The sequence below is a fragment of the Bacillus sp. FSL M8-0049 genome (assembly GCF_038593355.1).
In the GTDB taxonomy this organism is placed as follows: Bacteria; Bacillota; Bacilli; order Bacillales; family Bacillaceae; genus Bacillus; species Bacillus safensis.
Map to the genome: position 1 here is coordinate 1,457,658 of NZ_CP151986.1, position 16,138 is coordinate 1,473,795.

A 16,138-nucleotide genomic window follows, 5' to 3' on the forward strand; every position below is an offset into this window, starting at 1 on the left:
TTAAAGTGACCAGTCGGGGCAACAATATGATTATCACGACAGGGCAGGAGTTGAAATAGCGACATGAATGGCGATCTAGAGACGATTTACACGGAACTCCTTCAAATGAAAGAAGAGCTGCAATCTAAACTGTTTGAATACGCATCATTTCGTTCACCCGCTGAGCATGTCACATTGAATGAGGTCAAAACGACCACGCTTCTTTATCACATCAAAGAAGAGCTACAAGATGTGTCTCTCGCTATTGCAAAAATTGAACAAGGAACCTATGGCATATGTGAGGCAACAGGAGATGTAATTCCGCTTGAACAAATGAGCATTCTTCCTACCGCCCGCACGGCTGACGACTTTTTATATCATAAGCAATACGAGAAAAAAGCATTCACTCCTTATCCTTACGAATCGAATGATTCTCATTTTGAAGCCTTCCACATGTAGGGAGGTTTTTGTCTGTCAACTAAAGTTTCTTTACTCCTTCCTGTTTTCTTGATAAAATGCTTAAAGATCAAAGTATGAAGATGGAGGAACGTGTGTGTTCTATTACATAATCGCATTCGTTATCATTTGTTTAGACCAATTAACAAAATGGCTCATTGTCAAAAATATGATGCTCGGTGATTCTGTTCCAGTCATTGATGGATTCTTTTATATCACGTCTCACCGAAATTCAGGAGCCGCATGGGGAATTCTCCAAGGGCAAATGTGGTTTTTCTATGTGATCACACTCGTTGTTATTGCGGGAATTGTTTATTACTTACAAAAACATGGACAAAAGGACAAGCTGCTGGGAGTAGCGCTGGCCTTAATGCTTGGCGGAGCGATCGGCAACTTTATTGACCGTATTTTCCGTCAGGAAGTGGTTGATTTTGCTCATTTCGTATTTGGGGATTATCACTACCCAATCTTTAATATTGCAGATTCTTCTCTTTGTGTAGGGGTTATTCTGCTCTTCATTCAAATGCTGTTAGATGGAAAGAAAAATAAGGAGTCAACTACATGAATCAAGTAAATATTGCCGTTTCAGAAGAACAAACGAGTGAACGGCTAGATAAATTTCTAAGCACGACAGAACCAGAATGGTCAAGAACCCAAGTCCAGCAATGGGTAAAAGATGGGCTGATCGAAGTAAACGGGAAACAAGTAAAGGCCAATTACAAAGTACAAGCTGGGGATCAAATCAAAGTGGAGATTCCAGATCCGGAAGCGCTAGATGTAGAAGCAGAACCAATGGATCTTGATATTTATTATGAGGATGCAGATGTGTTAGTCGTAAATAAACCACGAGGAATGGTCGTTCATCCAGCGCCGGGTCATGTGTCAGGAACACTTGTAAATGGACTGATGGCACATTGCAAAGACTTATCAGGGATTAACGGTGTGATGCGTCCTGGAATTGTCCACCGAATTGATAAAGATACGTCTGGGCTGTTAATGGTCGCGAAAAACGATATGGCACATGAGTCACTCGTCAATCAGCTGGTGGCTAAAACTGTTACAAGAAAGTATACGGCTGTTGTCCACGGTATTATCCAGCATGATACAGGCACAATTGATGCACCAATTGGCAGAGACAAAAAAGACCGTCAAAGCATGACGGTCACAAAAGAAAATGCAAAACAAGCCGTTACTCACTTTGATGTGATTGAACGCTTTAAAGACTTCACGGTTGTCGAATGCCGTCTTGAAACAGGAAGAACACACCAAATTCGTGTTCATATGAAATATATCGGCTACCCTCTTGCAGGAGATCCGAAATATGGGCCGAGAAAAACAGTCGATTTTAATGGACAGCTGCTGCATGCAGGTGTTTTAGGATTTGATCATCCTAGAACAGGAGAATATATCGAGTTTACAGCACCAATTCCAGCTGATATGCAGGCTTTTATCGATTCATTAAGAAATAACGATTGACAGGACGTGCTTTTTCTGAAATAATAAACAAAGAAATTGAGATTCTTTAAAACAGTCCAGAGAGGCTGAGAAGGATAACGGATCAATTTGTGCACGCGTATGCACAAATGAACGCCCCTCTCTGCCCTTTGCAGAAGGGGCTTTTTATTTGTCAAAAAGAGGTGTAATAGATGGAACAAAAAGCAGTCATTCTTGATGAACAAGCGATCAGACGAGCGCTTACCCGAATTGCACATGAAATGATTGAGCGCAACAAAGGGATGAAGGATGTCATCCTTGCCGGGATCAAGACAAGAGGCATACATCTTGCAAAGCGCCTTGCAGAGCGCATCGAGCAAATTGAAGGGAATCCAGTCACTGTAGGTGAACTTGATATTACGCTATACCGTGATGACCTGACAAAAAAGACAGACAACCAAGACCCGCTTGTAAAGGGTGCAGACATACCAGCTGACATTAATGACAAAACACTTATTGTTGTTGACGATGTCCTGTTTACAGGCAGAACCGTCAGAGCCGCTATGGATGCCCTTGTGGATGTAGGAAGACCATCTTCCATTCAGCTGGCTGTGCTCGTTGACCGGGGACACCGGGAGCTGCCGATTCGAGCGGATTATATCGGGAAAAACATTCCGACTTCAAAAGCAGAGACAGTCATGGTTCAGCTCAATGAAGTAGATCAGAACGACCTTGTCGCTATATATGAAAAATAACCTTTTTAAATGCATTCCAGTGAGTTTGCAAAGAGGGCAATAACAGAGACACCGTGCACACGGCTAACATGACGTGTCTGGTTTATCTAGGCCTCTTTGCGCATACTCGCAAAGAGGCTTTTTTAATGAAAAAGGACACATCTAGGAGGAAAATCATGAGTCAGCAAAAAGCCAATTTAGGCATTCGAGATATCCCAAAACCATTCACATGGCTGTCACTTAGCCTTCAGCATTTGTTTGCGATGTTTGGTGCGACCATTCTTGTACCAAAAATCATTGATATGAGTCCAGCCGTCGCGCTCATCTCAAGCGGTGTGGGAACGATTGTTTACTTAATTATCACAAGAGGACAGATTCCGGCGTATCTTGGATCGTCCTTTGCCTTCATCGCCCCCATACTGAATGTTAAAGCAACGGGCGGCCCTGGAGCCGCAATGGTTGGCGCCTTCATGGCGGGTGTCGCTTATGCACTCATCGCCCTGTTCATTAAATGGCTCGGCACAGGCTGGCTGATGAAGCTTCTGCCGCCGGTTGTCGTAGGACCAGTTATTATGGTCATCGGACTCGGACTCGCTGGAACAGCAGTCAACATGGCGATGTATGTTGATCCGAATGCCACCGAGCTAGTTTACAGCCTCAAGCACTTAATGGTTGCTGGCTTCACACTGGCTGTGACCATTATTAGTATGATTTTCCTAAGAGGATTCCTTAGCTTAATCCCAGTATTAATCGGCATCATCAGCGGCTATCTCTTTGCCTTAACACAAGGCATCGTGAACTTCCAGCCGGTCATTGACGCAAAATGGTTTGCTGTACCAGACTTCGTCGTGCCATTTGTCGACTATACACCTGCTGTGACATTAAGCATTCTCACGGTGATGGTGCCGGTTGCCTTTGTCACAATGTCTGAGCATATCGGCCACCAAGTGGTGTTAAGTAAGGTCGTAGGACAAGATTTTATTAAAAAACCAGGTCTTCACCGCTCCATTTTAGGAGACAGTGCGGCAACGATCTTCGCTTCACTTATTGGCGGACCGCCAACAACAACTTATGGAGAGAACATTGGCGTACTTGCCATCACAAGAGTGTTCAGTATCTTCGTCATCGGCGGAGCAGCGGTGTTTGCGATCTGCTTCGGTTTTGTAGGAAAAATATCAGCATTAATCAGTACAGTGCCGTCCGCGGTGATGGGAGGCGTTTCGTTTCTGCTCTTTGGAATCATTGCTTCAAGCGGCCTGAGAATTCTGATTGATCATAAAGTGAATTTTGAAGAAAAGCGTAATCTCATTATCGCATCAGTCATCCTAGTCATTGGGATTGGCGGGGCATTCATTGAGGTGAAACAAATCAATCTCACCCTATCTGGAATGGCACTTGCTGCGATTACGGGTGTCCTGTTAAATCTGATCCTACCGCATCAAAAAGCAGAAGATGACAACTCAAATGAATCAAATACAGAAAACCTTTTAAAAGAAGTCCAGTGAGGCTGACAAGGGTTCTAAATGGAGCAGAATGCACGAAAGTGCCGCTGCTTCTTTTGGAGAACCCTAAGCTGCCGAGGCTTAGGGTTTTTTTGAACCTGAAAGTGATGAAAAACTAGAGGGGGAAGAAAAAATGAATGATTTATCGACAATGAGCAGCTTATCAAAAGAAGAGATTTTACAGCTGATTGAAGAAGCAGCTGCACTCAAAAAGGGGAAACAAGAACATGGATTAGCCGGAGAATTTGTGGCAAACCTCTTCTTTGAACCAAGCACAAGAACACGTTTTAGCTTCGAAGTAGCCGAGAAGAAACTTGGGATGAATGTCCTGAGCTTAGATGCGGCTAGCACCTCCGTTCAAAAGGGCGAAACACTTTACGATACGGTAAAAACACTCGAATCGATCGGAGTAAAGGCATGTGTGATCAGAGACAGCACCGATGAATATTATAACGAGCTGATTGGGAAGGTTGGAATTCCCATCATCAATGCAGGAGATGGCTGCGGGCAGCATCCAACCCAATCACTGCTTGACCTCATGACCATCTTTGAAGAGTTTGGCGGCTTTGAAGGCTTAACGATTTCGATTCATGGAGACATCAAACATAGCAGGGTGGCAAGATCAAATGCTGAGGTTTTAACGAGGCTGGGAGCGACAGTCCTCTTTTCAGGACCTGCTTCCTTCCAGGATGAACAAAACCCTCACGGAACGTATGCCCAAGTAGATGAAGCCATCGCACAATCTGATGTGGTGATGCTGCTTAGAATCCAGCATGAACGGCACGCTGAAAAAATGGGCAGTGAAGATTACTTATCAACTTATGGATTAACAGTAGACAGAGCAAACAAAATGAAAGAACGCGCGATTATTATGCATCCAGCACCAGTAAACAGAGGTGTTGAAATAGATGATTCATTACTAGAGTCCAAGCAGTCAAGGATTTTCAAACAAATGGAAAATGGTGTTTATATCCGAATGGCCGTATTAAAAAGAGCTTTTCAAAATAGCACACTACATCAAAAAGGGAGAGATTCTGTCTATGTCATATCTCATTAAAAACGGTTTTATCTTAACAAGCACAGGTGAAAGAGTGCAGCAGGATATTAGGGTAAAAGGAAAAGTGATTCAAGCGATTGGTCACCTAGAAAGAGAAGACGGAGAAGAGGTTATTGATGCAGCAGGGCTATTTGTGTCACCAGGCTTGATCGATCTGCATGTGCATTTAAGAGAGCCGGGCGGAGAGAAAAAGGAAACGATTGAAACAGGCTCTAAAGCAGCCGCAAGAGGCGGATATACGACGATTGCAGCGATGCCGAATACAAGGCCGGTTCCAGATACAAAAGAGCAAATGGAATGGCTGATGAATCGAATCGAAGAGACCTCATCTGTGAGAGTGCTGCCATACGCCTCCATCACAACGAGGCAAATTGGGGAAGAGATGACGGATTTTGCAGCACTAAAAGAAGCAGGTGCCTTTGCTTTTACAGATGACGGTGTCGGCATCCAAACAGCAGGCATGATGTACGAAGCGATGAAACAGGCAGCAAGTCTTGATCAAGCGATTGTGGCGCACTGTGAAGATAACTCGCTCATTTACGGCGGGTGCGTTCATGAAGGAGAATTTTCAAAAGCAAATGGGTTACACGGAATACCGTCCATTTGTGAATCGGTGCATATTGCAAGAGATGTTCTTTTAGCAGAAGCGGCGAACTGTCATTATCATGTATGTCATATCAGTACGAAAGAATCTGTGCGGGTCGTACGCGATGCAAAAAAAGCAGGCATCCGTGTGACGGCTGAGGTGTCACCGCATCACCTGCTGTTGTGTGATACGGACATTCCAGGTCTTGATACAAATTATAAAATGAACCCGCCGCTCAGAGGAAAAGAAGATCGCGAGGCATTGATCGAGGGACTGTTAGATGGAACGATTGATTTCATCGCAACAGACCATGCGCCGCATACAGAAGAAGAAAAGAACGAAACCATGCAGCGTGCCCCGTTTGGAATTGTGGGACTTGAAACAGCGTTCCCGCTTCTGTATACACGATTTGTCAAAACAGGCGAATGGACATTAAAAGAACTCGTTGATTATATGACAATCAAACCAGCAGAAGCATTTTCCCTTCCATACGGAAAGCTTGAAGAAGGGCACATAGCTGATATCACACTTATTGATTTAAACAAAGAAATGGCAATCGATAAAACAAGCTTCTTATCTAAAGGGCAAAATACACCGTTTGACAAATTGACTGTATCAGGATGGCCGGTCATGACACTTGCATCTGGGAAAGTCGTTTATGAAGAGGGGAGACTAGTAAAATGAAGAGACGTTTAGTGCTAGAAAACGGAACAGTATTTGAAGGAACAGGCTTTGGCAGCTTAGAACCATCAGTCGGAGAAGTCGTCTTTAATACAGGGATGACGGGCTATCAAGAAATTTTATCTGATCCATCATACTGCGGACAAATTGTCACACTGACTTACCCGCTTATCGGCAACTATGGCATTAACCGTGATGATTTTGAATCGATCACACCGTTTGTGAAAGGGCTGATTGTGAAAGAGCTTTGTGAAAAGCCCTCAAACTGGCGCTCTTCATATTCACTCGATGAATATTTAAAAATGAAAAACATTCCGGGGCTGAGCGGAATCGATACACGGAAGCTGACTCGAATGATTCGAAGTGCAGGCACTTTAAGAGGGGCATTTGCAGGACCTGATGAACAAGTAGAAGACGTTGTCCGCCGCCTTCAAACATTGCAGCTGCCAACAGATCAAGTGAGTCAAGTATCTGTGAAAAATGCGTACCCAAGCCCAGGCAGAGGAAAAAGAATTGTCCTTGTCGATTTCGGCATGAAGCACGGTATTTTGCGCGAGCTCAATAAACGTGACTGCGACGTCATTGTGGTGCCATACAATATCACTGCAGATGAAGTGCTGCAGCTAAAGCCTGATGGCATCATGCTTTCAAACGGACCTGGAGATCCCGTGGATGTACCGGAAGCCGTTGAGATGATTCAGCAATTGATTGGAAAGGTGCCGCTCTTTGGAATTTGCCTCGGACATCAATTATTTGCTCTAGCGTGTGGTGCAAGCACAGAAAAAATGAAATTTGGCCACAGAGGATCAAACCATCCGGTGAAAGAACTAGCAACTGGCAAGGTGACACTGACGTCTCAAAACCACGGCTACACGGTTAGCAGTATTAACGAAGACGTGCTCGAAGTCACACATATTGCCCTAAACGACAATACGATTGAAGGATTAAAACATAAAGAAGCACCAGCATTCACTGTTCAGTACCACCCAGAAGCATCACCGGGTCCAGAAGATGCAAACTACTTATTTGACCAGTTCATGGAAATGATTCATACGACTGAGAAAGAAGGGGAAGAAGTATGCCAAAACGCGTAGACATCAAAAAGATTTTAGTAATCGGATCAGGTCCTATCATCATCGGTCAGGCAGCGGAGTTTGACTATGCAGGCACACAGGCTTGCTTAGCGCTAAAAGAAGAGGGCTATGAAGTCGTTCTTGTCAACTCTAACCCTGCAACCATCATGACAGATACAGAAATGGCTGATAAGGTATACATCGAACCACTGACACCAGAATTTTTAAAACGAATCATTCGAAAAGAACGCCCTGATGCAATCTTACCAACGCTTGGCGGGCAAACTGGATTAAACCTTGCAGTTGAATTATCAGAGCTTGGCGTATTAGCTGAATGCGGCGTTGAAGTACTCGGTACAAAGCTGTCAGCCATCCAAAAAGCAGAGGATAGAGATTTATTCCGTAATTTAATGAATGAACTAAATGAGCCAGTACCAGAAAGTGAAATCATTCATAACCTTGAAGAAGCGATGGCGTTCACGGATCAAATCGGTTTCCCTGTCATTGTCAGACCAGCCTATACATTAGGCGGAACGGGCGGCGGTATTTGTACAAACGAGCAAGAACTGAAGGAAATCGTTGAAAACGGTCTGAAGCTTAGCCCAGTCACACAATGCTTACTTGAAAAAAGCATTGCCGGCTTTAAAGAAATTGAATATGAAGTCATGCGAGACAGCGGTGACCATGCAATCGTTGTTTGTAACATGGAAAACTTTGACCCTGTCGGCATCCATACAGGTGACAGTATTGTTGTAGCACCAAGCCAAACGTTAAGTGACCGAGAATATCAGCTGCTTCGAAATGTGTCGCTTAAGCTGATCCGTGCACTTGGCATTGAAGGCGGCTGTAATGTTCAGCTGGCACTTGATCCAAACAGCTTTCAATACTATATCATCGAAGTAAACCCGCGTGTGAGCCGTTCCTCTGCGCTTGCGTCAAAAGCAACAGGCTATCCAATTGCCAAATTGGCAGCGAAAATTGCTGTCGGCTTAACGCTTGATGAAATGATGAACCCAGTCACAGGTAAAACCTATGCAGCCTTCGAGCCGGCACTTGACTATATCGTTTCTAAAATACCGCGCTGGCCGTTCGATAAATTTGAATCTGCCAACAGACGTCTTGGTACGCAAATGAAGGCAACTGGTGAAGTCATGGCGATCGGCCGTACATTAGAAGAGTCTCTTCTAAAGGCAGTACGTTCACTTGAAGCCGATGTGCATCACATTGAATTAAAAGATGAAGCAGACATCACAAATGAAGTGCTTGAAAAGCGGATTATCAAAGCGGGAGACGAACGATTATTTTATATCGCTGAGGCACTTAGAAGAGGCTATACAGTCGAACAAATACATGAATTCTCAAAAATTGATTACTTCTTCCTTCATAAGCTGGAAGGCATTATCGTCTTTGAGAAGACATTAAAAGAAAACAAAGGCAATACAGACGTATTAAAAGAAGCAAAAGAAAAAGGCTTCTCAGATATCTACATTAGCCGCGAGTGGAATATGAACGAAGCGGATGTCTACAAGCTAAGACAAGAAGCAGGCATTGTACCTGTATACAAAATGGTGGATACATGTGCAGCAGAATTTGAATCAGAGACACCATATTTCTACAGCACGTATGAAGATGAAAATGAATCAGAACGGACTGACAAGAAAAGCGTCATCGTATTAGGTTCAGGTCCTATCCGAATTGGACAAGGAGTTGAATTTGATTATGCGACCGTTCACTCTGTGTGGGCAATTAAACAAGCAGGCTATGAAGCGATCATTATTAACAACAACCCTGAAACGGTCTCAACAGACTTTAGTATTTCAGATAAGCTTTACTTTGAACCACTCACTGTAGAAGATGTCATGCACATCATCGACCTTGAACAGCCTGAAGGAGTCGTTGTTCAGTTCGGCGGACAAACGGCGATCAACCTAGCAGACGAATTATCAAATAGAGGGGTTGAAATTCTTGGAACTTCTCTAGAAGACCTAGACCGCGCAGAAAACCGGGACAAGTTTGAACAAACGTTAGAAACACTCGGTGTGCCGCAGCCTAAAGGGAAAACAGCAACGTCTGTGCCTGAAGCTGTAGCGATTGCCAATCAAATCGGCTACCCAGTCCTTGTCCGTCCTTCCTATGTATTAGGCGGCCGCGCGATGGAAATTGTGTATCAAGAAGCTGAGCTTCTTCACTACATGGAGAATGCAGTGAAGGTCAACCCGCAGCATCCGGTGTTAATTGACAAGTATTTGACAGGAAAAGAAATTGAAGTAGATGCCGTGTCTGATGGAGAAACTGTCGTGATCCCAGGCATTATGGAACACATTGAAAGAGCCGGAGTTCACTCTGGTGACTCGATTGCGGTCTATCCGCCGCAAACATTGTCTGAGGACATCAAAGCGAAGATCGCAGAATACACGATCAAGCTTGCCAAAGGACTCAACATTATTGGGCTTTTGAACATACAATTTGTCCTATCAAAAGGTGAAGTGTATGTACTTGAAGTGAACCCGAGATCAAGCCGGACGGTTCCTTTCTTAAGTAAAATTACAGGCATCCCGATGGCAAACCTTGCGACAAAAGTCATCTTGGGGGACAAGCTCAAAAATTATGGCTACGAAGAAGGGCTTCACACAGAGCAAGAAGGAGTGTACGTCAAAGTTCCAGTCTTCTCTTTTGCAAAATTAAGAAGAGTGGATATTACACTCGGGCCTGAAATGAAATCAACAGGTGAAGTCATGGGGAAAGATGTCACGATCGAAAAAGCCTTATATAAAGGATTGATTGCATCAGGCATTCAAATTCCTAAAGACGGAGCAGTTCTTCTGACAGTGGCTGATAAGGATAAAGAAGAAGGACTTGAGATCGCAAGAAGATTCCATTCGATCGGCTATCATATTTTAGCAACAGAAGGAACGGCGAATTATTTAAAACAAGCCTCCATTCCATCAAGTGTGGTCGGCAAAATTGGAGAAGAAGGCAAAAATCTTCTCGATGTCATTCGAAACGGGGAAGCCCAATTCGTGATCAACACATTAACAAAAGGAAAACAGCCGGCAAGAGACGGCTTTAGAATTAGACGTGAATCTGTTGAAAACGGAGTGGCCTGCTTAACGTCCCTAGACACAGCAGAAGCCATTTTACGAGTGCTTGAGAGCATGACATTTAGAGCGGATGAAATGCCAGAAGTGAAAACGAATGCTGAGGTGACAGTAACGATATGAAAAAAGCATACTTGACGGTCGTCTCGAACCGAGAGATCGCTGATCATATTTACGAAATGACATTAAAAGGTGACCTTGTGGACTCCTTTCAAACGGCTGGACAATTTCTTCATCTAAAGGTCAGTGAATCCATGACACCGCTGCTGAGAAGACCGATCAGTATTGCCAACATTCATGCCGAGCAAAAAGAAGCAACCATCATTTACCGCGCAGAAGGAGAGGGCACAAAGCTCCTCTCCCAAAAGCGGGAGGGAGAAACAGTTGATGTATTAGGGCCGCTTGGAAACGGGTATGATCCTTCAGTCGTCAAGCCCGGAGAGACGGCATTACTAGTCGGCGGCGGAATTGGCGTACCGCCTCTATATGAGCTGTCCAAGCGTTTAACGAAAAAAGGCGTCATCGTAAAGCATGTCCTCGGCTTTCAATCGAAAAAGGATGTATTTTACGAGGAGAAATTTCAAGCACTCGGCGATACGTTTATTGCAACGGTTGATGGCACATATGGTGCTAAAGGCTTTGTAACAGATGTGATAAAAGAGCAAAACCTGAGCTTTGATGTGCTGCTCTCCTGCGGTCCAACACCTATGCTAAAAGCGCTGAAAGACACGTATCCTGATAAGCCCGTCTACATTTCGATGGAAGAACGAATGGGCTGCGGGATTGGTGCCTGCTTTGCATGTGTCTGTCATACCGATCAGCTCGACAAACCTTACGTCAAAGTCTGTCTTGATGGACCTGTTTTTAAAGCAGAGGAGGTGGCATTGTCATGCTAAACGTTGAGTTACCGGGATTATCTTTAAAGAATCCAATTATCCCTGCATCAGGCTGCTTTGGATTTGGGAGAGAATTTGCATCCTTATATGACCTATCATTACTGGGCGGTATCATGATCAAAGCCACAACCCTTGAACCGAGATTTGGCAACCCAACTCCAAGGGTAGCTGAGACAGGAGCCGGTATGCTCAATGCAATCGGTCTTCAAAACCCAGGTCTAAAAGGCGTGCTTGAAAATGAATTGCCTTGGCTCGAGCAGTTTGATACACCTATTATTGCGAATGTTGCTGGCTCACAGGTCGAAGATTATGTTGAAGTAGCCAAGCAAATCAGTCAAGCCAAAAATGTTCATGCCCTTGAACTGAATATTTCTTGCCCAAATGTTAAAACAGGAGGGATCGCCTTTGGTACAGATCCAAATATGGCGGCGTCATTAACAAAAGCAGTCAAGGAAGTCTCTTCTGTTCCTGTCTATGTCAAACTGTCACCTAACGTAGCCAATATTGTGGAGATTGCTCAAGCGATAGAAGCTGCTGGAGCGGATGGACTCACCATGATTAACACATTAATCGGGATGCGTTTAGATTTAAAAACGGGGAAACCCATTCTTGCCAATAAAACAGGCGGATTATCAGGACCAGCTGTCAAACCTGTCGCTGTGCGCATGGTGCATGAGGTGAGTCAAGCGGTTTCTATTCCGATTATCGGGATGGGCGGAGTGCAAAGTGCTGAAGATGTACTTGAATTTTTACTAGCAGGTGCAAGTGCAGTAGCTGTCGGTACAGCCAATTTTGTGAATCCATTTATTTGCCCGGAAATCATTGAAGAGCTGCCAAATGTGTTAGCGGCATATGGTTATTCATCTGTAGAGGAATGTATCGGAAGGAGCTGGAAACATGAAGCACTTGCCCATCATCGCGCTTGATTTTCCATCAGGGCAGGAGGCGCTTGCCTTTTTAGATCCCTTTGAAGGGACACCATTATTTGTGAAGGTCGGCATGGAGCTGTTTTACCAAGAAGGACCTGCCATCCTTGATGAGCTGAAAGAAAAAAATTGCCGCATTTTTCTCGATTTAAAATTACATGACATTCCAACAACGGTGCAAAAAGCGATGAACCGGCTTTCCGCACTTGGCGTTGATTTGGTCAATGTGCATGCTGCTGGCGGGAAACGAATGATGCAGGCTGCATTAGAGGGACTTGAAAGCGGGACTCCTGCTGGACAAAGCCGCCCGGGCATTATTGCAGTGACCCAGCTGACTAGTACGTCAGAAGACATGATGAGAAAAGAATTACTCATTGACCGTCCGCTGCAAGAGACTGTTATCCGGTACGGACAATTAGCATATGAAAGTGGGCTGGACGGGGTTGTTTGCTCTGTTCATGAATCTAAAGCACTTCATGAGCATATCTCACCCTCTTTTCTCACTGTAACGCCAGGAATTCGCTTACCAAATGATCAAACCGACGACCAACAGCGTGTGGCGACACCTGCCTATGCAAAAGAGCAAGGTGTTTCACAAATCGTTGTCGGAAGATCAATCACAAAAGCGGATAAACCAATAGAAGCCTATCATCAAATTTTGAAAGAGTGGGAGTGACTGCCAGATGAAATCAAAAATCGCGAAACATCTATTACAAATCAAAGCGGTCTCATTAAAACCAGACGAACCGTTTACATGGGCGAGCGGTATAAAATCACCGATCTATTGTGATAACCGCCTGACATTATCATATCCAGAAGTCAGACACGACATTGCGGAAGGTCTAAAAGATTTGATTCTCACTCATTTCAAGGGAGCAGAGGTTGTCGCGGGTACTGCAACAGCAGGCATTCCGCATGCGGCATTAGCAGCAGACCGCTTGAACATCCCGATGTGTTATGTCAGAAGTAAGCCGAAAGCACACGGCAAAGGAAATCAAATTGAAGGGGCCGTATCGAAAGGCCAAAAGGTTGTCGTCGTTGAAGACCTTATTTCCACAGGAGGCAGTGTGCTTGAAGTGGTCGCTGCTCTTCAAGCTGAGGGCTGCGAGGTACTAGGAGTTGCCGCAATCTTCACATACGGACTGCCAAAAGCAGCGGCCGCTTTTCAAGAAAAAAATATTCCGTATGTCACCCTGACAGACTATGACACATTGACAGACGTGGCACTTGAACTGAAAGCGATTGAGCCGTCTGCGATGAACAAACTAAAACGCTGGAGACAGGATCCGTCCTCTGAATCTTGGATGGAAGAAACGGTCTGAAAAGAAGAAAAAGGACTAGAATGAAGAGCATTTTAGCCTATCGTTAACAAAAGCTGTGCCTGCCCGCACGGCTTTTTTATTTGGGTAAAAATAGTAAAATAGACTCAAATTTTAATAAAAACTAATCCTATCAATAAAGTCGGGTTGACTTTTGTTTGAATTGTGTTAATATTTAAGACAAATTGAAACTCTTATCCAGAGAGGTGGAGGGACTGGCCCGATGAAACCCGGCAACCTGCGATCCGCAAGGTGCTACTTCCTGCAAAATGATTCTATTTTGAAAGATAAGGAAATCGTGAGCTTCCTCATCTTTCTTTCGGACTGAAAGAAAGTTTTTTTATTTTAACGGTGAGGAGGAAGAGGAGATGGAAGTGAAACAAAATCAGGATGAGGACTTAGTAAAGCATATGCAAGAACTGATTGGGGATATGAAATTCGGTTCAATTACGTTAATTGTTCAGGACGGTCAAGTGATTCAAGTGGAAAAAAACGAAAAAATTAGATTGAAGTAGTGCGGAAATTAGCAATATGAGCGGTACTCCGGAAGGGGAGAAATCATGTTAACTTATGAAAATTGGCAAGAGCCGTCCATTACATTTCAAGAGGATGATTTGTATAAAGGAGCCCTGTCTGTACTGAAATGGGCGTACGGTCATTATGGTGACCAGCTCGTGTATGCGTGCAGCTTTGGCATCGAGGGCATCGTTCTGATTGATCTGATTGCAAAAGTAAAAAAAGATGCGAGAATTGTCTTTTTAGATACAGGTCTGCATTTTAAGGAAACATACGACACAATTGATGCGGTTAAGGAAAGATACCCGGGTTTAGACATTGTATTGAAAACGCCTGAGCTGACGGTTGAACAGCAAAATGAGCAGCACGGTGATGAATTATGGAAAACAAATCCTCAAAGCTGCTGCCATATGCGTAAGGTCATTCCTTTGCAAGAAGCCCTCTCTGGTTATCCAGCATGGCTTTCCGGTTTAAGAAGAGAGCAGTCACCAAAACGAGCAGGGACGAATTTCTTAAATAAGGATGAAAAATTCAAATCAGTGAAAGTATGTCCGCTCATCCATTGGACGTGGAAGGACATATGGAGATATGCATCTAGAGAGGAACTTACTTATAATCCGCTGCATGACCAAGGATATCCAAGTATCGGCTGTGCACCGTGTACACAGCCAGCATTTACTGCAGATGATCTGCGTTCTGGCAGATGGTCAGGAACAGCAAAGACAGAGTGCGGATTACATGAGTAAGGGAGCATAATGTATGGAAATCGCCGCAATTTTATTTAGTCTATTCTTTGCTTTAAACATAGGCGCAAGCGGGGCAGCTGCTTCTATGGGCATTGCGTATGGATCAGGTGCCATTCAAAAGCCCATTTATGCACTCAGTTTTTGTGCAGTGGGGATTTTAGCAGGTTCAGTGATTGGCGGCGGCGAGGTCGTCAAAACGATCAGCTCTGGTATTATGCCAGAATCAGTCATTACACTTGAAATCGTTTGTATTATCATTGGTTCTGCTGCACTATCACTTTTCATAGCGAATCTCATGGCGATTCCTTTATCAACAAGTGAGGTCACAGTAGGGGCTGTGGTTGGTGTGGCAGTCGCGTATAAAGTATTGTTTGTGAAATCCATTTTAGTGATTGTAGCATTTTGGATCATCATCCCGCTTTTTGCCTTTCTTTTTACCTTTGCTGTCGTCAAAATCATCAGAATGTTCCCTAAACGGAAGCTGTCTAAAAAAGGCACAGCTATTTTATCTGTCGTATTAATCCTCAGCGGATTTTTAGAGGCATTTTCAGCCGGTATGAACAATGTGGCAAATGCCGTCGGCCCGCTCGTCGCTTCAGGCGTTTTGTCAGTTGGGCAGGGAACACTTTACGGCGGAATCTTCGTCGCAGCAGGGGCCCTCTTGCTAGGCAGAAGAGTGCTGGAAACAAACGGAAAGAAAATTACCCGCTATCAAACAGGCGAAGGGATTTTACTTTCGAGTACCGGTGCCGGGCTTGTCATCGTCAGCTCTATTTTTGGGCTGCCCGTTCCACTTACGCAAATCACCTCCTCGTCTATCATCGGGCTTGGAATGGCAAAAGGCGGGCCTAACATTTTTCACAAACATGTTGTGAAAAAAATGCTGAAAGTATGGGTGGTCTCACCTTTTTTATCACTCAGCCTCTCGTATTTGCTTGTGAGCCTTTTCTTAAAAGGAGACTATTACTCTATCTTTATCATGATGAGTGTACTGCTTGCCTCACTTGGTGCGCTGAGTCTGATGAAGGCAGTCAAAAATGAAAGCAGCTCTATTCATGAACAGGGCGGCGGGATTTAATCATAAATCCGACTATTAACATCTAATAAATATGAACATTGAGAGGAAGATGAACAA

16 protein-coding genes and 1 riboswitch are annotated in these 16,138 nt (G+C 44.2%); all 16 genes read left to right on the top strand.

Annotated elements, in window-relative coordinates:
* The first annotated feature begins 63 nt into the window (after positions 1–63).
* The 16 genes from NSU13_RS07465 to NSU13_RS07540 all read left to right on the top strand — a co-directional run bounded on the left by NSU13_RS07465 (position 64) and on the right by NSU13_RS07540 (position 16,081).
* Entirely contained in the window at positions 64–438 is a 375-nt protein-coding gene (locus tag NSU13_RS07465) for a hypothetical protein (protein WP_024424237.1), read from the top strand.
* Between the two features lie 94 nt (positions 439–532).
* Entirely contained in the window at positions 533–1,000 is a 468-nt protein-coding gene (gene lspA, locus NSU13_RS07470; RefSeq protein ID WP_024424236.1) for a signal peptidase II, read from the top strand.
* Complete coding sequence (locus tag NSU13_RS07475; RefSeq protein ID WP_024426940.1) at positions 997–1,911, top strand: RluA family pseudouridine synthase; 915 nt, start codon at positions 997–999, stop codon at positions 1,909–1,911. The genes lspA and NSU13_RS07475 overlap by 4 nt, the downstream gene beginning before the upstream one ends.
* Positions 1,912–2,081: 170 nt before the next feature.
* On the top strand, positions 2,082–2,624 hold the full coding sequence (gene pyrR, locus NSU13_RS07480) for a bifunctional pyr operon transcriptional regulator/uracil phosphoribosyltransferase PyrR (RefSeq protein WP_024424234.1): 543 nt from the start codon (positions 2,082–2,084) through the stop codon (positions 2,622–2,624).
* 155 nt (positions 2,625–2,779) lie between these two features.
* Entirely contained in the window at positions 2,780–4,108 is a 1,329-nt protein-coding gene (locus tag NSU13_RS07485; RefSeq protein ID WP_025092549.1) for a solute carrier family 23 protein, read from the top strand.
* Between the two features lie 130 nt (positions 4,109–4,238).
* Positions 4,239–5,162, top strand: a complete 924-nt coding sequence (locus NSU13_RS07490) for an aspartate carbamoyltransferase catalytic subunit (protein ID WP_342489968.1) — start codon at positions 4,239–4,241, stop codon at positions 5,160–5,162.
* Positions 5,146–6,432, top strand: coding sequence for a dihydroorotase (locus tag NSU13_RS07495; RefSeq protein ID WP_061109815.1), 1,287 nt, complete (start codon positions 5,146–5,148; stop codon positions 6,430–6,432). The genes NSU13_RS07490 and NSU13_RS07495 overlap by 17 nt, the downstream gene beginning before the upstream one ends.
* Complete coding sequence (locus NSU13_RS07500) at positions 6,429–7,523, top strand: carbamoyl phosphate synthase small subunit (RefSeq protein ID WP_024424230.1); 1,095 nt, start codon at positions 6,429–6,431, stop codon at positions 7,521–7,523. Before NSU13_RS07495 ends, NSU13_RS07500 begins: the two co-directional genes overlap by 4 nt.
* On the top strand, positions 7,508–10,723 hold the full coding sequence (gene carB / locus NSU13_RS07505) for a carbamoyl-phosphate synthase (glutamine-hydrolyzing) large subunit (protein WP_342489969.1): 3,216 nt from the start codon (positions 7,508–7,510) through the stop codon (positions 10,721–10,723). Before NSU13_RS07500 ends, carB begins: the two co-directional genes overlap by 16 nt.
* Complete coding sequence (locus tag NSU13_RS07510) at positions 10,720–11,496, top strand: dihydroorotate dehydrogenase electron transfer subunit (protein ID WP_061109817.1); 777 nt, start codon at positions 10,720–10,722, stop codon at positions 11,494–11,496. The genes carB and NSU13_RS07510 overlap by 4 nt, the downstream gene beginning before the upstream one ends.
* The gene (locus NSU13_RS07515; protein WP_046310885.1) at positions 11,490–12,422 is read left to right on the top strand and encodes a dihydroorotate dehydrogenase; all 933 of its coding nucleotides are present in this window, start codon (positions 11,490–11,492) and stop codon (positions 12,420–12,422) included. Before NSU13_RS07510 ends, NSU13_RS07515 begins: the two co-directional genes overlap by 7 nt.
* A complete protein-coding gene (pyrF, locus tag NSU13_RS07520) occupies positions 12,394–13,098 on the top strand; it encodes an orotidine-5'-phosphate decarboxylase (RefSeq protein WP_342489970.1) in 705 nt (234 codons plus the stop codon). The genes NSU13_RS07515 and pyrF overlap by 29 nt, the downstream gene beginning before the upstream one ends.
* A gap of 7 nt (positions 13,099–13,105) precedes the next feature.
* Positions 13,106–13,744, top strand: coding sequence for an orotate phosphoribosyltransferase (pyrE, locus tag NSU13_RS07525; RefSeq protein ID WP_024424225.1), 639 nt, complete (start codon positions 13,106–13,108; stop codon positions 13,742–13,744).
* A gap of 188 nt (positions 13,745–13,932) precedes the next feature.
* Positions 13,933–14,035, top strand: a riboswitch (SAM riboswitch).
* Between the two features lie 74 nt (positions 14,036–14,109).
* Complete coding sequence (locus tag NSU13_RS07530) at positions 14,110–14,256, top strand: YezD family protein (RefSeq protein WP_073205135.1); 147 nt, start codon at positions 14,110–14,112, stop codon at positions 14,254–14,256.
* Between the two features lie 45 nt (positions 14,257–14,301).
* Positions 14,302–15,003, top strand: a complete 702-nt coding sequence (locus NSU13_RS07535) for a phosphoadenylyl-sulfate reductase (protein ID WP_024426945.1) — start codon at positions 14,302–14,304, stop codon at positions 15,001–15,003.
* 13 nt (positions 15,004–15,016) lie between these two features.
* On the top strand, positions 15,017–16,081 hold the full coding sequence (locus tag NSU13_RS07540; RefSeq protein ID WP_024426946.1) for an inorganic phosphate transporter: 1,065 nt from the start codon (positions 15,017–15,019) through the stop codon (positions 16,079–16,081).
* The last annotated feature ends 57 nt before the right edge of the window (positions 16,082–16,138 follow it).